Raw genomic sequence first — 21,491 nt, 5'->3', positions numbered from 1 at the left:
ACTTTCAAGAAGCCCGCGGAGCACGGGTGATGAGGTCGCGGGCGACTCCGGGGGGACCGGAGGGCGCCAGAGGTCTTGACAACTTGATTGGTCTGGACCAGTTTATCGGCCAGCGGTGGCCACCGTTCTTCGATTCCACACCCCCGGCACCCCCGTGTCGTCCCCCCGCCATCCCCGACTCCCCCCGGAGGCAGCAAGTGGATCGTTCCCCCGCCCCGAGCCGCAGAAGACGCCGCACCCGCCCCGTCCTCGGCTCCGCGATGGCCGTCGTCGCGGCCGGCGCCCTGACCCTCACCGGGCTCGTGACCAGCGCCGAGGCCGCCGACGTCAACGTCGCCAAGAACGCCGGCTTCGAATCGGGCCTCGCCAACTGGACGTGTACCGGCAACTCCGGCACCACCGTCTCCTCCCCCGTGCACGGCGGCACCTCCGCCCTGAAGGCCACCCCGGCCGGCCAGGACAACGCCAAGTGCTCGCAGACCGTGGCCGTGAAGCCCAACTCCACTTACCAGCTCAGCTCCTGGGTGCAGGGCAGTTACGCCTACCTGGGTGCCAGCGGCACCGGAACCACCGACGTCTCCACCTGGACGCCCGGCTCCACCGGCTGGACGCAGCTGAAGACCAGCTTCACGACCGGCGCGAACACCACGTCCGTCACCGTGTACACGCACGGCTGGTACGGCCAGGCGGCCTACCTCGTCGACGACTTCTCGGTGACCGGCCCCGACGGTGGCGGCGGCACCGACCCCGGCCCGTCGATCCCCGGCGCCCCGGCCGGGCTCGCGGTCGGCTCGACCACGTCGTCCTCCATCGACCTGTCCTGGAACTCGGTGTCCGGCGCGACCGGCTACACCGTCTACAAGGACGGCGTGAAGGCGACCACCTCCTCCGGCACCTCGGCGACGGTCACCGGTCTCGCGGCCGACACCGCCTACCAGTTCGCGGTGACCGCCACCAACGCCGCCGGTGAGTCCGTGAAGTCGGCGACGGTCAGCGGCCGGACCGCCAAGTCCGGTGGCGCCAACCCGAATCCGGGCACCTCCGTGCCGAAGCACGCGGTCACCGGCTACTGGCAGAACTTCAACAACGGCGCCACCGTCCAGAAGCTCAGCGACGTGCCCGCGAACTACGACATCATCGCGGTGTCCTTCGCCGACGCGACGACCACGCCCGGCGCCGTCACCTTCAACCTGGACTCGGCGGGCCTGAACGGCTACACCGTCGCCCAGTTCAAGGCGGACATCAAGGCGAAGCAGGCGGCCGGCAAGAACGTCATCATCTCGGTCGGCGGTGAGAAGGGCTCGGTCTCGGTCAACAGCGACGCGTCCGCGACCAACTTCGCCAACTCGCTCTACTCGCTGATCCAGGAGTACGGCTTCAACGGCGTCGACATCGACCTGGAGAACGGCCTCAACTCCACGTACATGACGAAGGCGCTGCGTTCGCTGTCGCAGAAGGCGGGCTCCGGCCTCGTCATCACGATGGCCCCGCAGACCATCGACATGCAGTCCACCGCGGGTGAGTACTTCAAGACGGCGCTCAACATCAAGGACATCCTGACCGTCGTCAACATGCAGTACTACAACAGCGGTTCGATGCTCGGCTGCGACGGCAAGGTCTACTCGCAGGGCTCGGTGGACTTCCTCACCGCGCTCGCCTGCATCCAGCTGGAGGGCGGCCTCGACCCGTCGCAGGTCGGCCTCGGTGTCCCCGCCTCCACCCGGGGCGCGGGCAGCGGCTATGTCGCCCCGTCGGTCGTGAACGCGGCCCTGGACTGCCTGGCCAAGGGCACCGGTTGCGGCAGCTTCAAGCCCTCGAAGACCTACCCGGGTCTGCGCGGCGCGATGACCTGGTCGACCAACTGGGACGCCACGGCCGGAAACGCCTGGTCGAACGCGGTCGGCCCGCACGTCCACGGCCTCCCGTAAACCACATCCCCATGACCAGCAGCGCCGCCGCTCCCCCGGCGGCGCTGCTGCGTGTACGGACAGCCCACCCGGGCCCCGGCTTCGATACCGGTAACGCAACAGTCGTGTACGGGAGTTGCCTCGCCGCATGGCTGTGCGCGTCCGGACGTGGCACGGTTGTGGGGCGCGATGCTGGGCGACGGGGGGAGTGACATGGCCGGGGCGCGGATCGAAGCGCTGGGCGGGGACGATCCGGTGACGCTCGGGCCGTACCGGCTGCTCGGGCGGCTGGCGTCCGGCGGCATGGGCCGGATCTACCTGGCCCGGGCCGGCGGCCGGGACCTCGTCGCCGTGAAGACGCTCCTCGCGGAGGGCCGGGTCAGCGACACCGACCGGCGGCGCTTCGCCCGTGAGGTGGCGGTCGCCCAGCGGGTGGACAGCGCCTACACCGCCCGCGTACGGGATGCCGATCCGGACGCCGAGCGGCCCTGGATGGCCATCGACTACATCGCCGCGCCCCCGCTCTCGGAACTGGTCCGCTCCTGCGGGCTGCTGCCCGCGTCGGCCGTACGGTGGATCGCGGCCGGCACCGCCGAGGCCCTGGTCACCCTGCACGGGGTGGGGATCGTCCACCGCGATGTGAAGCCGCAGAACGTGCTGCTGCCGCTGGACGGGCCCCGGGTCATCGACTTCGGCATCTCGCACGCCAGCGACCTCACCCTGACGGGCCTCACGCTGGGCACGATCGCCTTCACCTCGCCGGAGCAGGCGCGCGGCGAGGAGTCCACGGCCGCCTCCGACGTGTACTCGCTGGGCGCCACGCTCTTCCTGCTGGCCACCGGCCGGGCGCCCTACCGCGCGGACGGCGACACGCTGCGGCTGCTGGCCCGGGTGCAGCGCGGCGAGCTCGATCTGACCGGGCTGCCCAAGGAGCTGGTCGCGACGATCCGGCCGTGCCTGGCCGTGCGGCCCCGGCACCGTCCGGCCCCCGCCGAGCTGCTGGCGCGCTTCCGGGAACAGCAGGCCGGGCTGCCGATGACGACGAGCGGCTCGCGCTGGCTGCCGCCGCGCTGGACGGCGCTGATCGACGCGTACGCGGACCAGGGCCTGGAATGGGCGGGCGGCCGGTCCCCGGGCGGCCCGTCGCACACCCCGACCGTGACGCGGCGGACGCGCGCGGTGCCCAAGCCGCCCCCGACGCTGGTGTATTCGCCGCAGCGGCAGGCCCGGGCCGACCGCGACCGCACCCGCCGCGAGATGGCGGCCCTGGCCCAGCTGGCCGAGCGGCAGCGCGCGGAGCGGGAGCAGTCGGAGCACGAGGAGGCGGAGCGGGCGGCCCGTCGGCAGGCGGAAGCGGCCCGGCAGGAGCGGGAGCGTGCGGAGGCCGCCCGCCGCGAATCCGCCCGCCGCGAGGCCGCCCGTCTGGAGGCCGAGCGCGTGGCGCGGGTGCGCGCGGCCCAGGAGCGGGCCGACCGCGAGCGGGCCGAGCAGGAGCGGGCGGCCCGGCAGCGCGCGGAGCGGGAGCGCGCCGAGCGTGCGGCCCGGGCGCGGACCGCCCCGCCGCCCGCCCCGGCCCCGGCCCCCGTCCCGGCGGGCCCGCGCACCGGCTCGTCGTCCTCCGGCACCGCCGTCCTGGGCTGGCTGCTGGCCCTGGTCGCCGTGGCGGCGCTGCTGATCTGGCAGCCGTGGGAGAAGGCGGGCGGAGGTTCGTCGTCGGGCGGCAGCGCGTCCGGCTCCGTCACCTCGGGCAGCGACCTCGACACGCACGCGGACGACAGCACGACCGCCGACACGGACACGTCGAGCAGCAGAGGCGGCGGCGGCTCGGCGGACAGCGACTCCGACACCGATGACACCGATGACTCCGTGACGGAGGACCCGATACCGACCCCCACCCCGACCCCGACCCCCACCCCGACCCCGACCCCCACGCCCACCATGGACTCCACCGACCGCGCCTTCGCCGCCGTGCACGCGGGCGACTGCCTCGACGTCTACAACGACGGCTACGACAACATGAGCGCGAGCCGCCCGATCCGGGTGAACTGCGGCGCCTCGAACGCGTACATGCACGTCAACCGGGTGAGCACCCTCACCGGCGCGTCCGGTTCCTGCGACACGGGGGCGGGTTTCACCTGGTGGAGCCGGTCGGGCGACGACGGGATCACGCGGACGCTCTGCCTGGACCGGGTGTACAGGGCGGGGCAGTGCTTCCCGGCGAAGGTGAACGGGGAGACCAACGCGGACCTGACGGTGGTGTGGCGCTGCAACGCCTCGAAGGTGCCCAAGGCGGGGCAGTCGATCCTGCGGATCACCGGCTTCTACCGGGCCCCGAAGAAGGGCCAGAACTGGACCTGTCCGGCGGGGCCCGGCGAGCGGTTCTGGTACTGGCAGGTCAACCAGGGGCGCAGCATCATCTGCGCCTCCGCCGCCTGACTCGTACCCGTACTGCTAGATCACCAGGCTGAGCAGCGCCGCGACGGCGAACCCGGCGACCGACAGGACGGTTTCGAGCACCGTCCAGGACTTCAGGGTGTCGCGTTCGGAGATGCCGAAGTACTTCGACACCATCCAGAAGCCGCCGTCGTTGACGTGCGAGGCGATGATCGAGCCGGCCGAGATCGCCATGATGATCAGCGCGAGGTGGGCCTGCGAGAAGTCCTGGTTCTCGACGAGCGGGACCACGATGCCGGCGGTGGTGACGATGGCGACGGTCGCCGAGCCCTGGGCGATGCGCAGCACGGCCGAGATCAGCCAGGCGAGCAGGATGACGGGCAGGCCGACGTCGTTGAAGGTGTCGGCGAGCGCGTCCGCGATGCCGCTGCCCTTGAGCACGGCGCCGAAGATGCCGCCCGCGCCGACGACGAGCAGGATGTTCCCGACCGGCTTCAGCGAGGAAGTGGACACGGACTCCAGGGACTTGCGGGACCAGCCGCGCCGGATGCCGAGCAGGTAGTACGCGAGGAGAAGCGCGATCGTCAGGGCGACGAAGGGGTTCCCGAAGAACTCGATGACCGAGCGGCCCGTCGAGGGGTCCATCGCGATCGAGGAGAACGTGGCGGCGAGGATCAGGATCAGCGGGGTGCCGATGATGGCGAGCACGGTGGAGAGCGCGACCGGCTCCTCACGCGGGGTGACCCCGGCGGCCCGCTGCTCGGCGACGACGGCGGCCTTCGCCTCCTCGGCGGCCTCCACCATGTCCTGCGGGACGTCCACGAAGATCCGCTTGCCGATCCAGGCGGCGTAACCCCAGGCGGCGAGCACGGACGGGATGCCGACGAGGGCGCCCATCAGGATGACCCAGCCGAGCGAGACGTGGAACAGCCCCGCGGCGGCGACCGGGCCGGGGTGCGGCGGCAGGAACGCGTGGGTCATGGAGAGCCCCGCGAGCAGCGGCATGGAGTACAGCAGGATCGATTTTCCGGACCGCTTGGCGGCGGCGTAGACGATCGGCGCGAGGACGAAGATGCCGACGTCGAAGAAGACCGGGATTCCGAAGATCAGACCGGTCAGGCCCATCGCGAGCGGGGCGCGCTTCTCACCGAAGAGCCGCAGCAGCCGGGCGCTCAGCACCTCGGCGCCGCCGGAGACCTCCAGGATCGCGCCGAGCATCGTGCCGAGGCCGATGATGATCGCGACATGGCCGAGGATGCCGCCCATGCCGGATTCGATGACGGAGACGGCGGCGGACTTCTGCACGGTGCCGAAGAGTTCGGTCACCGAGAGTCCCGCGCCCAGGCCGACGGCTATGGAGACCGCGAGCAGCGCGACGAACGGCTGGAGCCTGACCTTGATGATCAGGAAGAGGAGGAGCGCGATACCGAGGACGGCGACGGTCAGCAGACCGGCGGTGCCGTCGATGAGGAGGAGGAGTCCACCGGTGTGGGGTGGCGTCCCGGGCGGGGTGGGGCCTGCGGCGAGCTGCATGGGTAACTCCGTTGTTCGTCCATGTTTCTGGGCAGGGTGGACCGCGGCACGGCGCCACAGTGCTGTACGGCGCCGTGCCGGGCGGGGTGCGGATTACGGGGATGGCTCAGCCCAGGACGGCGAGGGCGTCGATCTCGATGAGGAGGCCCTTCGGGAGACCGACGTAGACCGTGGTGCGCGCGGCCGGGGCCTCCTTGAGGTTCTGCTCGGCGAAGTACGCGTTGTAGATCTCGTTCATCTCGGCGAAGTGGTCCACGTCCGTGAGGTAGACGCGCATCATCATCACGTCGTCCCAGCTCGCGCCGCCCTCCTCCAGGATCGCCTTGACGTTGGCGAAGGTCTGGAGGGTCTGCTCGCGCAGGGTCGGTCCGGCCGGGGTGGGCGCCTGGCCCTCGACGGCGGGCAGGAAGCCGACCTGGCCGGCGACCTGGAGGATGTTGCCCTTGCGCACGCCGTGCGAGAACTTCGCGGGCGGGGTGGTGTGGGTGCTGGGGGTGAGCGCGGTCTTGTCGGTCATCGCTGATCAGACTTTCTTGGGTCGGTTGCTGCCGGAGTACTCCCGGCTGATGGTGTCGGCGGTCCGACGGACCAGGGGGAGCAGGGTGAGGAGTTCCTCGGCCGTGACGACCACGTTCGGTGCGGAGACCGACATCGCGGCGACGACGCGCCCGTCGGCGCCGCGGATCGGGGCGCCGACGCAGTTGATGGATTCCTCGTGGCCGCCGAGGTCGGTGGCCCAGCCCTGTTCGCGTACGGCGGCGAGCTCCTTGAGGAACGCGGCGGCGCCGGGCGTCGAACGGGGCGTGTACATGGGGTAGTCGAGCTTGTCGGCGATGGCCCGCCGCTCGGTCTCGCTGAGGTCGGCGAGCAGCAGCTTGGCCACGGCGGCGACGGTGATCGCGACGGGCTTGCCGATCCGCGAGTACATCCGGACCGGGTAGCGGCTCTCGACCTTGTCGATGTAGAGGACCTCGTTCTCCTCGTACACGGCGAGGTGGACGGTGTGCCCGCAGTGCTCGTTCAGCTCGACGAGGTGCGGGTGGGCGATCTCCCGTACGTCGAGGTTCTCGACGGCCTCCTGCGCGAGCGCGAACAGCCGGGCGCCGAGGCGGTAGCGCTGGTCCTGCTGCCGGTAGACGAGCCCGTGCTCGTGCAGCGTACGGAGCAGGCGCAGTGCGGTGGACTTGTGGACGCCGAGGCGGTCGGCGACCTGTCCGAGGTCGGCGGGCCCCTGGGCGAGGAGCGGCAGAATGCTGAGCGCCCGGTCGACGGTCTGACTCATGTCGTACGTACCTCCGTGTCGTCCCCCGTCCACCCGGGGCCGAGACGCAGTCTCCCCCAGGCGTCGTCGTCCAGTGCGGCCAGCCGGTCGGCGTGCTCGCGGGCGGGCGGTGCGGTGAGGTCGCCGGGGACGGTGAGGACGGCGGCGGCCATGAGGTGCCCGTGGCGGGCGCGGTCGCGGACGGGCAGTCCGCGGAGAGTGGCGGAGAGGAACCCGGCGGCGAAGGCGTCGCCGGCGCCGACGGGGGCGACGACGTCGACCCGGAGCGCGGGGGCGTGGGTGACCTCATCAGCCCCGCCGGCGTTTGAGGCGCGGGGTCCGGGGCGGCCACCCGGTTCACGCGAGAACACCGTCACCCCGTCGGCACCGCGCTTCACCACGACCACCCCCGGCTCCGGCAACGCCTCCCGGATCGCTGCGGCGCCCACGACGCCCCACGCCTCCTCCGCCTCGTCCTCCCCCACGAACACCACATCCGCCCGCCGCGCCAGCTCCAGCAGGACCGCAGGGGACTCCCCCCGCCACAGCCCCGGCCGGTGGTTCACGTCGAACGAGATCAAGGGCCGCCCCACCCGCGGCGCGGTCAGCTCGTGGAGCAGCGCCAGGCAGTCCGCCGACAGCGCGGCGGTGATGCCCGACACGTGCAGGATCCGCCCGGCGGGCAGCCCGTCGCACGGCACGGTGGACGGAGACATCGCGGAGGCCGCGGACCCGGCCCGGTAGTACGCCACCTCGTGGACGTCCGTGGCCCGGTCCGTGGCCGTACGGAAGTAGATCCCCGTCGGCCGCGCGGGATCGCGCCGCACGAAGGACGTGTCCACGCCGTACGCGGCGACCGCCTCCACGAGGTGGTCGCCGAAGCCGTCCGCCCCGACCCGGCTCACCCAGGCCGCCCGGTGCCCGGCCGCGGCCAGCGCGCAGGCGACGTTGGACTCGGCGCCGCCGATGCCCCGGTCGAAGGACGGCACGTCGGCGAGGCGCCCGGGCCGTGAGGGCAGGAACGTCACCATGGACTCACCGAGGCACACGACATCGGCGGGCGTCGTTCCGGACACGCGGGGCTCCTCAGCAGTCGGGCGGCGGCACCGGCACTCACCATTGACCGGGCGTCGGCTCGGATGTTAGACAGCCCTGAGCGATATACGCAATGGGTGTTGCATATGTTGCAATCAGATCGCTGACCGGATCACACCCTGACCGGACCCGGACCGAGGAGACCCCATGGCCGCCGCGCACCACGTGACCGCTCTCGCCGACGAACCGGTCGACCACCGGTTCAAGGGCCTCCCGCCCGACGCCGAGGGCCTGACCGTCGGCGCCCTGGCCGCCGAACGCCGCAACCTCTTCGACGGCGGGTTCACGACCCCCGTCCTCGCGCTGTCCGCCGAGTCCGTCGAGCACAACCTCGCGCTCCTGGAGACGTACGCGGAACGCCACGGCCTCGCCTTCGCCCCGCACGGCAAGACGTCGATGTCCCCGCAGCTCTTCGCCCGCCAGCTGGAGCACGGCGCGTGGGGCATCACGGCCGCCGTTCCCCACCAGGCGCGGGTCTACCGCGCGTTCGGGATCGGCCGGATCTTCCTCGCCAACGAGCTGGTCGACGCCGCCGCGCTGCGCTGGCTGGCGGGCGAACTGGACGCCGACCCGGACTTCGCCTTCGTCTGTTACGTGGACTCCGTGCGCGGGGTCGAGCTGATGGACGAGGCCCTGCGAGCGGCGGGCGCCTCCCGCCCGGTGGACGTGGTCGTGGAGCTGGGCGCGGGCGAGGGCGCGCGCACCGGCGCCCGGACCGAGGCGGACTGCGCCGCCGTGGCCGACGCGGTGGCGGACGCGCCGGCCCTGCGCCTGGTCGGCGTGGCCGGATACGAGGGCGAGGTGCCGGAGGCGGACGGCGACCGGGTCCGGGCCTGGCTGCGCCGCCTCGTCGCGCTGGCCGCCGGCTTCGACGCGGCGGGCCGCTTCGGGGCGCTGGGGGCCGGCGAGCGCATCGTGATCAGCGCGGGCGGCAGCGCGTGGTTCGATGCGGTGGCGGACGTGTTCGCCGAGATCCCGGAGCTCTCCGCCCCCGTACTCAAGCTGCTGCGCTCGGGGGCGTACGTCTCGCACGACGACGGCCACTACCGCCACCTCACCCCGTTCAACCGCGTCCCGGAGGAGGGCGCGCTGCAGCCCGCGTTCCGGCTGTGGGCGCAGGTGGTGTCGCGCCCGTCCGCCGGGCAGGCGTTCCTCAACGCGGGCAAGCGGGACGCGGCCTACGACCTGGACCTGCCCGAGGCGCAGGTGGTGCGCTCGGGCCGGGACGGCTCGGTGCGCCCGGCCGAGGGGATCACCGTGACCGGTCTGTCCGACCAGCACACCTGGGTCCGCACGGACGAGGGCGCGCGCCTGGAGGTCGGGGACTGGGTGGGCATGGGCCTGTCCCACCCCTGCACCAGCTTCGACAAGTGGCAGCTGATCCCGCTCGTGGCAGCGGACGGCACGGTCACGGACTTCGTCCGCACGTTCTTCTGAGCGGCATTCCCAGCCGCGTTCCAAGCCCCTCCGGCGATTGAGGAGCGGGGGTCCGGGGGCACGAGCCCCCGCCCCCGGACCCGAAAGGCACCCATGGACCTCGTCATCCGCGATGCGACCGTCATCGACGGCACCGCCACCCCCGCCTACCGCGCCGACGTGGCCGTCACCGACGGCCGCATCGCGGAGATCCACCGCGAGGACTCCCCCGGCCCCCGCCCCACGGGGAAGCGCACGCTGGACGCCGACGGCCTCGCCCTCTCCCCCGGCTTCATCGACATGCACGCCCACAGCGACCTCGCGCTGCTGCGCGACCCGGACCACAGCGCGAAGGCCGCCCAGGGCGTCACCCTCGAAGTCCTCGGCCAGGACGGCCTGTCGTACGCACCCGTGGACGACCGCACGCTCGCCCAGGTCCGCCGCTCCATCTCCGGGTGGAACGGCGACGGCGAGGACATCGACTTCGACTGGCGGACCGTCGGCGGCTACCTGGACCGCCTCGACCGCCAGGGCATCGCCGTCAACGCCGCCTACCTCATCCCGCAGGGCACGGTCCGGATGTACGCGGTGGGCTGGGACGACCGCCCCGCGACCGACGCCGAACTGGACCGGATGCGCCGACTCGTCGACCAGGGCATGCGCGAGGGTGCGGTCGGCATGTCCTCGGGTCTGACGTACACCCCCGGCATGTACGCGGACGACGCCGAACTCACCGAGCTGTGCCGGGTGGTGGCCGCCCACGACGGCTACTACTGCCCGCACCACCGTTCGTACGGGGCAGGCGCACTGGAGGCGTACGAGGAGATGGTGCGGCTCACCCGCAGCGCGGGCTGTTCCCTCCATCTGGCCCACGCGACCATGAACTTCGGCGTCAACGAGGGCCGCGCCCCCGACCTCCTCGCCCTCCTGGACGACGCGCTCGACGCGGGCGCCGACATCTCCCTCGACACCTACCCGTACACCCCCGGCTGCACGACCCTCGTCGCGATGCTGCCCAGCTGGGCGAGCGAGGGCGGCCCGGAAGCGGTGCTGGCCCGTCTCGCCGACGCGGGGACGGCCGCCCGCATCCGCCACGACCTGGAGATCGTGGGCTCGGACGGCTGCCACGGGGTGCCGATCGAGTGGGACACCATCGAGATCTCCGGCACCGGCACACCGGACCTCGCCGGATACGTCGGGCGTACGGTGGCCGAGTCGGCGGCCCTGCGGGGCGAGGAGCCCTGGGTGACCGCGCGACGGCTGCTGGTGGAGGACCGGCTCGGGACGACGATCCTCCAGCACGTCGGCCACGAGGAGAACGTCCGGCAGATCATGCGCCACCGCGTGCACACGGGCGGCAGCGACGGCATCCTCCAGGGCGACAAGCCGCACCCCCGCGCGTACGGCACCTTTCCCCACTACCTGGGCCGCTACGCCCGCGACCTCGGCATCCTCTCCCTGGAGGAGTGCGTCGCCCACCTCACCTCCCGCCCGGCGGCCCGCCTCCGCCTCCCCGACCGGGGCCTCGTCCGCGAGGGCTACCGCGCCGACCTGGTGCTCTTCGACCCGGCGACGGTCGCGGCAGGCTCGACGTTCGAGGAGCCGCGCGTGCTGCCGACCGGCATCCCGCACGTGCTGATCGACGGCCGCTTCGTCATCGAGGACGGCAGGCGCACCCAGGTGCTGGCGGGCCGGTCGGTGCGCTCCGCGGCGGCGGCGGTGTAGTTTCCCCGGCCGCCGCCAGGGCAACCGGGTGTCATGAATATCTCTGCGACAGCCTCGAAGGGCCAGGGAAAGGCCCGGCAGGCGGGAAACAGCACAGCTGTGGAGGCGGCCGGCCGTGCGGGGTTCGTGGCACGCGGGGTCATCTACTTCCTCGTCGGTTTCCTCGCCCTGCGCATCGCGTTCAACGGCGGCGACAGTGACGGCAAGGGCGGCGGCGGCAAGCAGGCGGACCGGGGCGGGGCACTCGCGGAGATCGCGCAGAAGCCCTTCGGCCACGTCCTGCTGTGGGTCCTCGGCATCGCGCTCGTGGGCATGGCCCTGTGGCGGCTGTCCGAGGCGGCGTTCGGCGCGGCGGGCCCGGACGGGCACAAGGCGACCAAGCGGCTGGCCTCCGGCGGCCGGGCCGTCTTCTACGGCTTCGTCGCCTACTCGGTCCTGTCGTTCGCGGCCGGCGACAAGGGCAGCGGCAGCGGCAAGGGCGACGCCCGCTCCCAGGACGTCACGGCCCGGGTGCTGGACCTGCCCGGCGGGCGCTGGCTGGTGGGCGCGGCCGGTGTGGGCATCGCCTGCGCGGGCCTGTGGATCGCGGGCCGTGCGGCGCTGCGGAAGTTCCACAAGCACCTGCGGATGGAGGACATGTCGCGCGTCGAGCGGCGGGCCGTGGACGTCACCGGGATCTTCGGCGGTGTCAGCCGGGGTCTGGTCTTCGCGGTCGCCGGAGGTTTCGCGGTGTCGGCGGCGGTGAAGGCGCGCTCCGGCGAGGCCAAGGGCATGGACGACACGCTGCGCTCCTTCAGCGCGACCCCGGCCGGCCCGTGGCTGCTGGGCCTCATAGCCGTCGGCCTGGTCGCCTTCGGCCTCTTCTCCCTCGCGAACGCGCGGTGGCGCAAGATCTGAGCAGACCGCGCACGACGCAGGGGCGGGGCCTTGGAGGCCCCGCCCCTTCTCACGTCCGACGGATCACGGCTTGGGCAGTGTGCACCCCGAGCGGTTCAGGTCGAAGACGCTGCCGGTGCCGATGCAGGCGGCGATGCCGTAGGTCTCCTGGGCATAGTTGATGCCCTGACGGACCGTCACCTTCCCGCTTTCGTCGACCTCGCAGGGGTTGTTGTCCGTGCAGCGCTGGCCGTCCTCGTTACCGGTGTTGTTGACGGCGACGACCTTGCCGGTGGCGTTGTCGATCACGGGCGAGCCGGAGGTTCCGCCGATGGTCTGGCAGGCGGAGGTGTAACGGACCGAGTCCTTCCAGGTCCAGTTCCCCTCCTTGAGGCGGTAGACGAAGCCGTCCACGTTGCAGCTGTACAGGCGCTTCCAGTACCCGGACGCCACGGTGATCGCGGTGCCGGCGACGGGATGCGTGGTGCTGAGTTCCAGCGCCTTGATGCCGTAACGGCTCTCTATCTGCGCGTACGTGGAGGTGAGCTGGTACACCGAGATGTCGGTGTCCGTCATCGTCCCGTACGCGATCTTGCTCGCCCGGACCGTGCCGACGCCGCTGCCCGAGGCGTTGAGCAGGGTGAAGCTGCGGCTGGACGAGCGGTTGAACACGACCGCGCCGGGGGCCGGGAAGCCGGTCTCCAGGCAGTGCCCGTTCGACAGCACGAGGGCGGGGTCGCCCGGCTGCGAGGAGGGCGTGCGGACGACCGAGCCGGAGCAGTTGCTGAGCGCCACGGTCCCGGCGAAGTTGACCGCCTTGGCCCGTACCGCCTTCTCGGCCTTGACCGCGGTGTGACCTGCCGGTGCCGCGCCGTGGCTCGTGGCCGCGGTCGCGGGTGCGATGCCCGCTCCGAGGAGCAGCACCGCGAAGAGTGCACCGACGAGAGGCTTTTTCATGTGGGGGTCCCCTCTTGCGACTGAACAGAGCACGACTGGCCTCTGCGACCGAAGTTCCTTCGGTTTGACATGCGCATGCTGGCGTACGGAGAGGGGGCGCACAAGGGGCGGATTCCGGCCGCCGTCCTCGCGGGACTCAGCCGGAGACGACCGCCGCCTCCCTCGACAGCTGCACCGCCTGGCGCAGGCTCAGCCCCGGCTCGGCCTGCCGCAGCGCCTTGACCGCCGCCACCGCGTCGAGGGGTCCGTCGTATCCGCCCGCCGTGATCCGCCGCGCGGCCCACCGCCCGCGCAGCTCCGCGTCCGGCACCCCGGTCCGCGCCTCGACCAGCGCGAGGGCCCGTTCCAGGCCGGGGCGGTCCACGTCCGCCGCCCGCGCCAGCTCCTCGCGCAGCGCGGCGGCCACGGCGTCCGCGTCCCGCACCACGATCACGGCCAGGTCCTTCTTCCCGTTTCCGATCATGGAGCGGGCCTCCCCCGAAGCACCCGGGTGTATACGGCCGTTGAGCTACTTCAGAGGTTCGGGGGGACCGGCGGACCAGAGCAACCCCTCCCCGGGGCGGAGGCGGCGGAGCGGCGCCCCCGCATACCGTCGGACCATGACGCACGACGCCGCCCACGCACTCGACCTCGACGCCTACCTCGCCCGCATCGGGTACGCCGGGGAGCGCCGCCCCACCGCGGAGGTGCTGCGCGCCGTGCACCGGGCGCACGCGCTGGGCATCCCGTTCGAGAATCTGGACCCGCTCCTGGGTACCGTGCCCTCGCTCGCGCTGCCGGACCTGGAGGCGAAGCTCGTACGGGGCGGGCGCGGCGGCTACTGCTACGAGCAGAACACCCTGTTCGCCGCCGCGCTCCGGGCCCTCGGCTTCGGCGTCACCCTGCTCGCCGCCCGCGTGGTGCTGGGCGCGGCCCCGGGTGACGTCCGGCCGCGCACCCACATGCTGATGGAGGTCCGGGTGGCGGGCGAGCCGGACCCGTACCTCGCGGACGTCGGCTTCGGCGGGTCCGGCGCGCTGCTGGAGCCCCTCGCGCTGGTCCCGGACGCGGAGCTGCGCGACACCCCGCGCCACCACCGGCTCGTCCGGCTCCCGCACGACGGGCCGCTGGACCTCTGGGAGCTGCGGGCCCGGACGCGCGACGGGGAGTGGGCGGGGCAGTACGCGTTCACCCGGGAGCCCTTCGAGGCGCCGGACTACGAGGTCGTCAACTGGCACATCGCGACCAACCCGCGCTCGCCCTTCTCCCGGCTCCTGTACGTACAGCGCACCACCGGGGACGCCCACCTGTCGCTCTCCGGCCGCACCCTCGTGGTGACACCGCACGACGGCGGCACCCGGCGCGAACGGGAGCTGGCGGACGCCGACGAGGTGGCGCGCGTCCTGACGGAGGACTTCGCGCTGTGCCTCCCCAAGGGCGCGCGGCTTCCCGCGTAGACGCGGCGCAACCGCCGGCCGGGGCGCGCCGGCTTCCCGCGCGTGCCCCGGCGCACACCACTCCGTGGCGTATCTCACCCGTTCCGGTCCGTCACACCGCCGCGCCACCCCATTCCAAGCCCCGGGCCTCCCGTGACCGGCGTTCCCACGGTTCGCGGGAGGCGGGCGCATGGCGATGAAAGCCCGCACGGAGGGGCGCCGCCGCCCGGGCGGACCAACCGGCGGGCAAAGCCCGGGCGGCCCGGGAAACACAGTCGTAAGCTCGCTGACATGCAGGTCATCCAGTCCACGAAGCTCGCCAACGTCTGCTACGAGATCCGCGGCCCCGTGCTCGAGGAGGCGATGCGGCTGGAGGCGGCCGGGCATCGCATCCTCAAGCTGAACACCGGCAACCCCGCCGCGTTCGGCTTCGAGTGCCCGCCCGAGATCCTTGAGGACATCCTGCGCAACCTCTCCGGGGCGCACGGCTACGGCGACGCGAAGGGGCTGCTGTCCGCGCGCCGGGCGGTGATGCAGCACTACCAGACCAAGGGCATCGACCTGGACGTCGAGGACGTCTACCTCGGCAACGGCGTCTCCGAGCTGATCCAGATGTCGATGCAGGCGCTGCTCGACGACGGCGACGAGGTGCTGGTCCCGGCCCCGGACTACCCGCTGTGGACGGCCTCGGTCTCGCTGGCGGGCGGCACGGCCGTGCACTACCGCTGCGACGAGCAGTCCGACTGGATGCCCGACCTCGCCGACATCGAGCGGAAGATCACCGACCGCACCAAGGCGATGGTGATCATCAACCCGAACAACCCGACGGGTGCCGTCTACGACGACGAGATGCTGCGCGGTCTCACGGAGATCGCCCGCCGGCACAACCTGGTCGTCTGCTCCGACGAGATCTACGACCGCATCCTGTACGACGGCGCCACGCACACCCCCACCGCGACGATCGCCCCGGACCTGATGGTCCTGACCTTCAACGGGCTGTCCAAGAACTACCGGGTCGCCGGTTACCGCTCCGGCTGGATGGCCGTCTGCGGCCCCAAGGCGCACGCCTCCTCGTACATCGAGGGGCTGACGATCCTGGCCAATATGCGGCTGTGCGCCAACATGCCCTCGCAGCACGCGGTCGCCACCGCGCTCGGCGGCCGGCAGTCGATCAACGATCTGGTGCTGCCCGGCGGCCGCATCCTGGAGCAGCGCGACGCGGCGTACGACCTGCTGACCCGGATCCCGGGCGTGACCTGCGTGAAGCCGAAGGGCGCGCTGTACCTCTTCCCCCGGCTCGACCCCAAGGTCTACAAGATCAAGGACGACCGGCAGATGGTCCTGGACCTGCTGCGGGCCGAGAAGATCATGGTGGTGCAGGGCACGGGCTTCAACTGGCCGGATCCCGACCACTTCCGCGTCGTCACGCTGCCCTCGACGGAGGATCTGACGGACGCGATCGGCCGGATCGCCCACTTCCTGGACGGCTACAGTCAGGTCTAGCCCCAGGACCGATCGAGCTTTTCTCGAAGACGGACAACTTTAGACTGAATCCAAGCTAGGATGGTTCTCACAGCACCACCAGGAGGCCATCCATGTACGAACCGATCCGCACCAAATCGGTCCACACACCGGCCGACCACGCCGGCGACTTCCCGCACCGCACCCGCGAGGAGGAGCTGGACATCCAGCTCGCCGGGCACCTGGCCGCCCTGCTCGCGGTCACCGACGAGCTGGGTCTCGGCGAGGCGGGCGACCGCATCGCCGGGCAGGTGGCCAGGCTGCGCGGCACCCCGCCCGTCCGTCACGCCGGACTGAGCGACGCCCCCGCGACCGCCCTCCACCGCCGCGCCCACGCCCTCGCGGGCCGGGCCCTGGTGGTGGCGGCCTCCCGTGCCGACACGGCGGTCGCGATCCTCTCGGCCGAGCGCATGGACGCCCACACCGAGGCGCTCGCGGCCGAGACGCGGACGCCGGTCGGCGCCCACTGACGGCCCCGGTCCACGCACCGCAGAGGTGCGTGGACCGGGTGCCACCCATCTTCAGTTGCCACGCGTGTACATCAGTGCCGGCCGCGCGGCCTGGACTTCATCCGGACGGTGACGATGCCGGCCAGCAGCAGGAGGACGGCCGCGATGCCCGCGCCGGTCGCCGCGCTGCCGGTGTCGGCCATGCCCCCGCCGCCACCGCCGTGGTGACCGCCGTTCGTCGGGTGCGGACCCGGGGTCCAGGACGGGCCGGGGGTCCAGGACGGGCCGGGCCCGTGGGTGTGCGTGTGCGTCGGCTTCGGCGACGGGCTCGTGCTGTCCGTCGGTGACGGGGTCGGGGTCGGGCAGTCGTCCGTGGGCGACGGACTCGGGCTCGGGCTCGGGTTGGTCACCGGGACCTCGGTGGTGCAGGGCAGCTCGGCGGCCCCGTCCGTGGTGCAGCGGGCACCCGGCGTGTCGGAGGTGACGGAGTTGCGCAGAACCGCGTCGCCCTCGTCCGGGTCGTCCACGGTGACCGTGTAGGTGATCGTCGCGGAGGCTCCGGGGGCCAGCTCGCCGGACCAGTCGAGCGTGTCGCCGGTCACCTGCGCGGTGCCGGTGGTCGCGGTGGGCCCTGTGGTGAGCGAGGCGTCGTCCAGGACACCGGACAGGTCGTCGGTGAGGTGGGCGGGGCTCAGCGTGGTCTCACCGCTGTTGGTCGCGGTCACGGTGTAGGTGACGGTGTCGCCCGGCTCGGCCTCGGCGGGCTCGGCCGTCTTGGAGATGTCCAGCACCTGGTCGAGCTGCTCGACGGGGACGGACGCGGACGACTCGTTGGACGTCACCTCATTGGTGCCGGCCGTGCCCTGGGCGGTGGCCGTGTTGGTGAAGGTGTCGTTGACGACGTCGGCCTCGGTCAGGACGTGGGTGCCCTCGCAGACCATGGACGAGGTGGCGGAGCCCATCGGGCCGAGCGTGGTGGACGGGCAGGTCACGTCGGTGACGGACGGGTCCTCGACGTGGACGTCGGTGAGCTCAGACGTACCGGTGTTGGTGACGAGGAACTGGTAGTGCACGGTGTCGCCGACCTCGAAGGGCTCGGTGGCCGCGTTGTCCGGGGGCGCGACGGTCTTGACCAGGTTCAGCTGGTCGAGCTCGTCCACGGAGCTGGCTTCGAGCGCCCGGATGAGGTGGGTGTCGATGCTGCCGCCGGTCGAACCGGAGAAGCCGAACTTGTACGTGGGCGGAGCGTCGGCCGTCATCTGCGTCGACAGCACGGGCTGGAAGCCGGCGCCGTCGTTGAAGTCGATCTCGACGGCCACGGTCGGCCGGGTGTCCGGGCTGACCGTGATGTGCACGGTGCGCTTGGCGGGCAGCGGGTCGGTGCCCTTCTCGCGCAGGCTGCCGGGCAGGGTGGAGCGGAAGCCGGACGGCTGGGTGGCGTCCGCCTCGATGGTGGAGTCCAGGAAGCAGTAGCCGTCGTCGCCCTGCCCGGGACCGCGCAGCGTGACGGTGTCGGGGACCGGGAGTCCGCTGGTGACCGGGGACTTCTGACCGTCGGGGCAGCCGTTGCCGCGCAGCTCGGCGTCGTTGGCGAAGTTCCCGTACGCGTCGAGCCCGACGCCGAGGTAGCCGCCGTCGACCCCGGGGTCCAGGTTTCGCTGGGCGTACCCGAGGGAGCCGCCGTTGGCCCCGGCCTTGGTGAGGTCCACCGAGCCGTCGACCAGGAAGAACCCGATGCCGTCGGCGCCGGCGTCGCCGGTCCCGTACTGGTACTGCTCGAACGTGACGTCGAGCCCGCCGTTGCCGGGCAGCGGGCGGTTGTAGAGCATCCCGCCGACCCGGTAGTAGTCGTGGTCCGTGAGCTGGAGCCACCCGGGCGTCTGGCCCGGGGTGGGCACCGGCGGGGTCATCTGGGTCGCGGGGTCGTCGCACGGCCCGGTCTGCGACTGCCCGGCGGGCGGTTCCTCCGACGCGCCGGTCAGACAGGCGGTGTCCAGGGGTACGAAGCCGGGGTCGGCGACCGAGGTGCCGGTGAAGGTCTCGTTCAGCAGCACGGACTCGCCGAGCGCCCGGGCCGACAAGGAGGCGGCGGGTGCGGTGTCGGCGAGGGGGCCGGCGGACTGGGCGACCCCGGAGGCGGTGGTCAGCAGGAGCCCCAGCGCCGTTCCCGCACAGGCGGTGGCCGCCACGGCCGGAACGTGGAGCAGCCGTTCATATTTGCGCATGAAAAAAACATAAGAAAACGGGATATGACGCTTGCTCAGCCCACCCGGGACACGCCGCAACGGCGGCCGAATGGCGGCGCGGACCCCCGGGTGTCCGGCTCAGGACGCGGGCGGTGACGGGCGCGGGGACACCGTCGCGGCCCCCGCGGTCGACTGGAACGTCACCTCGGCCACCTCGCACTCCGGCGCCCCCGGCACCGCGTCGGGCCCGACGACCCGCTCCGACACCGTGTCACCGACCGCCAGATCCCTGACGACCAGGGTGCGCTTCCCGGCGGCCACGCCCTGCCCGCTCCCGGCCGCGCGGTCCCGGAAGACGAGGTGCACGGTGTACGTCCCGCGCCGGGCCGCCCGACTCGTGATTCGCAGACCGGCCACGGGGCGGCGCGCCCCCTCGTCCATCCGGCAGGAGGTGACGGTGACGTCGTCGTACGGGTACCGCATGTCCGCGTGGACCTCGCCGTACGCGTGGGCGAACACGATCAGGCCGACGAGCCCGCCCACCGCCGCCACGGCGATCAACGCGCCCACGGTGATCAGGGCGACCGTCATGCCGCCCGTCCGGCGCCCGGGGAAGAGCGGCGGCCCGCCCTCCGACGTCTTCGGGTACGGCGGATACTGCATGCCGAGCGGCCCCCCTCCGCTGCCGCGCACCGGCGGCGCGACCGGCTCAACCGTACGGGCGCTGACCTCACCCCCGTAGCACCGTGGGGTCACAAGCCGACTACGAACAGGGCGCGTTGAGCAGGCCGATGGCCCCCGAAGCGGCTTCGGGGGCCATCGGCGTACGTACGCGGGAAATCAGCCGAGGCGCTCGACCAGCGCGCGGTACTCGTCCCACAGCTCCTTCGGCGTGTGGTCGCCGAAGGTGTTGAGGTGCTCGGGGACGAGCGCAGCCTCCTCGCGCCAGACCTCCTTGTCGACCTTCAGCAGGAAGTCGAGGTCGGACTCGGAGAGGTCCAGGCCCTCGGTGTCGATCGAGTCCTTCGCGGGCAGGATGCCGATCGGCGTCTCGACGCCCTCCGCCTTCCCCTCCAGGCGCTCGACGATCCACTTCAGGACGCGGCTGTTCTCGCCGAACCCGGGCCAGACGAACTTGCCCGCGTCGTTCTTGCGGAACCAGTTCACGTAGTAGATCTTCGGCAGCTTCGACTGGTCCGGCTTGTCGGCGCCGACCTTGAGCCAGTGACCCATGTAGTCGCCCATGTTGTAGCCGCAGAACGGCAGCATGGCGAACGGGTCGCGGCGCAGCTCGCCGACCTTGCCCTCGGCGGCGGCGGTCTTCTCGGAGGCGACGTTGGCACCGAGGAAGACACCGTGCTGCCAGTTGAAGGACTCGGTGACCAGCGGGACGGCCGAGGCGCGGCGGCCGCCGAAGAGGATGGCCGAGATCGGCACGCCCTTCGGGTCCTCCCACTCGGGCGCGATGATCGGGCACTGCCCGGCCGGAACGGTGAAGCGGGCGTTGGGGTGGGCGGCGGGCGTCCCGGACTCGGGGGTCCAGTCATTGCCCTTCCAGTCCGTGAGGTGCGCGGGCGCCTCCTCGGTCATGCCCTCCCACCAGACGTCGCCGTCGTCGGTGAGCGCGACGTTGGTGAAGACGGAGTTGCCCCACATCGTCTTCATGGCGTTGGCATTGGTGTGCTCGCCGGTGCCGGGCGCGACGCCGAAGAAGCCGGCCTCCGGGTTGATCGCGTACAGCTGACCGTCCTCGCCGAACCGCATCCACGCGATGTCGTCGCCGATGGTCTCGACGGTCCAGCCGGAGATCGTGGGCTCCAGCATGGCGAGGTTCGTCTTGCCGCAGGCGCTCGGGAACGCGGCCGCGACGTACTTCGACTCACCGCGCGGCGGCGTGAGCTTCAGGATGAGCATGTGCTCCGCGAGCCAGCCCTCGTCGCGGGCCATGACGGAGGCGATGCGCAGCGCGTAGCACTTCTTGCCGAGCAGCGCGTTGCCGCCGTAGCCGGAGCCGTACGACCAGATCTCGCGGTCCTCCGGGAAGTGCGAGATGTACTTGGTCTCGTTGCAGGGCCACGGGACGTCCTCCTGGCCCTCGGCCAGCGGGGCGCCCAGCGTGTGGACGGCCTTCACGAAGAAGCCGTCGGAGCCGAGCTCGTCCAGCACCGGCTGCCCCATGCGCGTCATGGTGCGCATCGAGACGGCGACGTACGCGGAGTCGGTGATCTCGACGCCGATCGCGGACAGCGGGGACCCGAGCGGGCCCATGCAGAACGGGACGACGTACATCGTGCGGCCCCGCATGGAGCCGCGGAAGACGCCCCGCTCCCCCACGAAGATCTCCCGCATCTCGGCGGGGTCCTTCCAGTGGTTCGTCGGGCCGGCGTCCTCCTCCTTCTCGGAGCAGATGAACGTACGGGTCTCGACGCGGGCGACGTCGCTGGGGTCGGAGGCCGCGTAGTAGGAGTTCGGGCGCTTGATCTCGTCCAGCTTGGTGAAGGTGCCCTTGGCGACGAGCTCCCCGCACAGGCGCTCGTACTCGGCCTCGGAACCGTCGCACCAGACCACCCGGTCCGGCTCGGTGAGTGCTGCGATCTCGTCCACCCAGGAGATGAGCTCCTGGTGGTTGGTGGGAACAGTGAGGGGAGCCGCGATGTCGCGCGCCACGATCGCTCCTTGATGAGGGTGTATTCGGTTGGTGCTCCTGCTGCCCCGTGGGGGCCTCGACCCGGATGCGTGTACCCCTTCGAATCCCC

17 protein-coding genes are annotated in these 21,491 nt (G+C 72.0%); 8 read left to right on the top strand and 9 right to left on the bottom strand.

What is annotated here, in order from left to right; genetic code table 11:
• Positions 1-260: 260 nt before the first annotated feature.
• Positions 261-1,928: a carbohydrate binding domain-containing protein gene (locus tag ACFZAT_RS02570; RefSeq protein WP_391260206.1), complete on the top strand. Its 1,668-nt coding sequence runs from the start codon at positions 261-263 to the stop codon at positions 1,926-1,928.
• A gap of 147 nt (positions 1,929-2,075) precedes the next feature.
• Positions 2,076-4,343: a protein kinase gene (locus ACFZAT_RS02565; protein WP_391258950.1), complete on the top strand. Its 2,268-nt coding sequence runs from the start codon at positions 2,076-2,078 to the stop codon at positions 4,341-4,343.
• A 15-nt stretch (positions 4,344-4,358) separates the two neighbouring features.
• On the opposite strand, the gene ACFZAT_RS02560 is transcribed toward ACFZAT_RS02565, so the two are convergent.
• From ACFZAT_RS02560 to ACFZAT_RS02545, 4 genes are all read right to left on the bottom strand, one after another.
• Entirely contained in the window at positions 4,359-5,834 is a 1,476-nt protein-coding gene (locus ACFZAT_RS02560) for a gluconate:H+ symporter (RefSeq protein WP_391258946.1), read from the bottom strand.
• Positions 5,835-5,940: 106 nt separating this feature from the next.
• Positions 5,941-6,351, bottom strand: a complete 411-nt coding sequence (locus ACFZAT_RS02555) for a RidA family protein (protein ID WP_018100981.1) — start codon at positions 6,349-6,351, stop codon at positions 5,941-5,943.
• 6 nt (positions 6,352-6,357) lie between these two features.
• Complete coding sequence (locus ACFZAT_RS02550) at positions 6,358-7,116, bottom strand: IclR family transcriptional regulator C-terminal domain-containing protein (RefSeq protein WP_391258942.1); 759 nt, start codon at positions 7,114-7,116, stop codon at positions 6,358-6,360.
• On the bottom strand, positions 7,113-8,171 hold the full coding sequence (locus tag ACFZAT_RS02545) for a PfkB family carbohydrate kinase (protein ID WP_391258939.1): 1,059 nt from the start codon (positions 8,169-8,171) through the stop codon (positions 7,113-7,115). Before ACFZAT_RS02545 ends, ACFZAT_RS02550 begins: the two co-directional genes overlap by 4 nt.
• Before the next feature lie 166 nt (positions 8,172-8,337).
• Here ACFZAT_RS02545 and ACFZAT_RS02540 point away from each other — a divergent pair, with 166 nt between their 5' ends.
• The 3 genes from ACFZAT_RS02540 to ACFZAT_RS02530 all read left to right on the top strand — a co-directional run bounded on the left by ACFZAT_RS02540 (position 8,338) and on the right by ACFZAT_RS02530 (position 12,228).
• Positions 8,338-9,627, top strand: a complete 1,290-nt coding sequence (locus ACFZAT_RS02540) for an alanine racemase (protein WP_391258936.1) — start codon at positions 8,338-8,340, stop codon at positions 9,625-9,627.
• A 93-nt stretch (positions 9,628-9,720) separates the two neighbouring features.
• Positions 9,721-11,331 (top strand): amidohydrolase family protein, encoded by a 1,611-nt coding sequence (locus ACFZAT_RS02535; protein WP_391258933.1) that lies wholly within the window; start codon positions 9,721-9,723, stop codon positions 11,329-11,331.
• Between the two features lie 33 nt (positions 11,332-11,364).
• On the top strand, positions 11,365-12,228 hold the full coding sequence (locus ACFZAT_RS02530) for a DUF1206 domain-containing protein (RefSeq protein ID WP_391258930.1): 864 nt from the start codon (positions 11,365-11,367) through the stop codon (positions 12,226-12,228).
• Between the two features lie 63 nt (positions 12,229-12,291).
• Here the strand turns inward: ACFZAT_RS02530 and ACFZAT_RS02525 are convergent, their stop codons facing one another.
• A complete protein-coding gene (locus ACFZAT_RS02525; RefSeq protein ID WP_391258927.1) occupies positions 12,292-13,164 on the bottom strand; it encodes a trypsin-like peptidase domain-containing protein in 873 nt (290 codons plus the stop codon).
• 136 nt (positions 13,165-13,300) lie between these two features.
• The gene (locus ACFZAT_RS02520) at positions 13,301-13,627 is read right to left on the bottom strand and encodes a hypothetical protein (protein ID WP_391258925.1); all 327 of its coding nucleotides are present in this window, start codon (positions 13,625-13,627) and stop codon (positions 13,301-13,303) included.
• Positions 13,628-13,763: 136 nt separating this feature from the next.
• On the opposite strand from ACFZAT_RS02520, the gene ACFZAT_RS02515 reads away from it, so the two are divergent.
• The 3 genes from ACFZAT_RS02515 (at position 13,764) to ACFZAT_RS02505 (ending at position 16,570) form a co-directional block, all read left to right on the top strand.
• Entirely contained in the window at positions 13,764-14,600 is an 837-nt protein-coding gene (locus ACFZAT_RS02515; RefSeq protein ID WP_391258922.1) for an arylamine N-acetyltransferase, read from the top strand.
• A 270-nt stretch (positions 14,601-14,870) separates the two neighbouring features.
• A complete protein-coding gene (locus tag ACFZAT_RS02510; RefSeq protein WP_391258919.1) occupies positions 14,871-16,082 on the top strand; it encodes an aminotransferase class I/II-fold pyridoxal phosphate-dependent enzyme in 1,212 nt (403 codons plus the stop codon).
• A gap of 92 nt (positions 16,083-16,174) precedes the next feature.
• Positions 16,175-16,570, top strand: coding sequence for a hypothetical protein (locus ACFZAT_RS02505; protein WP_391258916.1), 396 nt, complete (start codon positions 16,175-16,177; stop codon positions 16,568-16,570).
• 71 nt (positions 16,571-16,641) lie between these two features.
• Here the strand turns inward: ACFZAT_RS02505 and ACFZAT_RS02500 are convergent, their stop codons facing one another.
• From ACFZAT_RS02500 to ACFZAT_RS02490, 3 genes are all read right to left on the bottom strand, one after another.
• Entirely contained in the window at positions 16,642-18,774 is a 2,133-nt protein-coding gene (locus ACFZAT_RS02500) for a hypothetical protein (protein ID WP_391258914.1), read from the bottom strand.
• Positions 18,775-18,873: 99 nt separating this feature from the next.
• A complete protein-coding gene (locus ACFZAT_RS02495) occupies positions 18,874-19,398 on the bottom strand; it encodes a hypothetical protein (RefSeq protein WP_391258911.1) in 525 nt (174 codons plus the stop codon).
• 177 nt (positions 19,399-19,575) lie between these two features.
• Positions 19,576-21,402: a phosphoenolpyruvate carboxykinase (GTP) gene (locus ACFZAT_RS02490; protein ID WP_391258908.1), complete on the bottom strand. Its 1,827-nt coding sequence runs from the start codon at positions 21,400-21,402 to the stop codon at positions 19,576-19,578.
• Positions 21,403-21,491 lie beyond the last annotated feature (89 nt).

Origin of the sequence: Streptomyces sp. NPDC008163, from assembly GCF_042956885.1 — a bacterium.
In the GTDB taxonomy this organism is placed as follows: Bacteria; Actinomycetota; Actinomycetes; order Streptomycetales; family Streptomycetaceae; genus Streptomyces; species Streptomyces drozdowiczii_A.
The sequence above is the reverse complement of the archived record's forward strand: the minus strand, read 5'-3'. Positions and strand labels throughout refer to the sequence as shown.

Bases quoted from the DNA above. Each gene is read 5' to 3' on its own strand.
- ACFZAT_RS02550 (WP_391258942.1), bottom strand. From the start codon at position 7,116: ATGAGTCAGACCGTCGACCGGGCGCTCAGCATTCTGCCGCTCCTCGCC.
- ACFZAT_RS02525 (WP_391258927.1), bottom strand. From the start codon at position 13,164: ATGAAAAAGCCTCTCGTCGGTGCACTCTTCGCGGTGCTGCTCCTCGGA.
- ACFZAT_RS02540 (WP_391258936.1), top strand. From the start codon at position 8,338: ATGGCCGCCGCGCACCACGTGACCGCTCTCGCCGACGAACCGGTCGAC.
- ACFZAT_RS02520 (WP_391258925.1), bottom strand. From the start codon at position 13,627: ATGATCGGAAACGGGAAGAAGGACCTGGCCGTGATCGTGGTGCGGGAC.
- ACFZAT_RS02570 (WP_391260206.1), top strand. From the start codon at position 261: ATGGCCGTCGTCGCGGCCGGCGCCCTGACCCTCACCGGGCTCGTGACC.
- ACFZAT_RS02530 (WP_391258930.1), top strand. From the start codon at position 11,365: ATGAATATCTCTGCGACAGCCTCGAAGGGCCAGGGAAAGGCCCGGCAG.
- ACFZAT_RS02535 (WP_391258933.1), top strand. From the start codon at position 9,721: ATGGACCTCGTCATCCGCGATGCGACCGTCATCGACGGCACCGCCACC.
- ACFZAT_RS02515 (WP_391258922.1), top strand. From the start codon at position 13,764: ATGACGCACGACGCCGCCCACGCACTCGACCTCGACGCCTACCTCGCC.
- ACFZAT_RS02555 (WP_018100981.1), bottom strand. From the start codon at position 6,351: ATGACCGACAAGACCGCGCTCACCCCCAGCACCCACACCACCCCGCCC.
- ACFZAT_RS02510 (WP_391258919.1), top strand. From the start codon at position 14,871: ATGCAGGTCATCCAGTCCACGAAGCTCGCCAACGTCTGCTACGAGATC.
- ACFZAT_RS02505 (WP_391258916.1), top strand. From the start codon at position 16,175: ATGTACGAACCGATCCGCACCAAATCGGTCCACACACCGGCCGACCAC.
- ACFZAT_RS02495 (WP_391258911.1), bottom strand. From the start codon at position 19,398: ATGCAGTATCCGCCGTACCCGAAGACGTCGGAGGGCGGGCCGCCGCTC.
- ACFZAT_RS02560 (WP_391258946.1), bottom strand. From the start codon at position 5,834: ATGCAGCTCGCCGCAGGCCCCACCCCGCCCGGGACGCCACCCCACACC.
- ACFZAT_RS02500 (WP_391258914.1), bottom strand. From the start codon at position 18,774: ATGCGCAAATATGAACGGCTGCTCCACGTTCCGGCCGTGGCGGCCACC.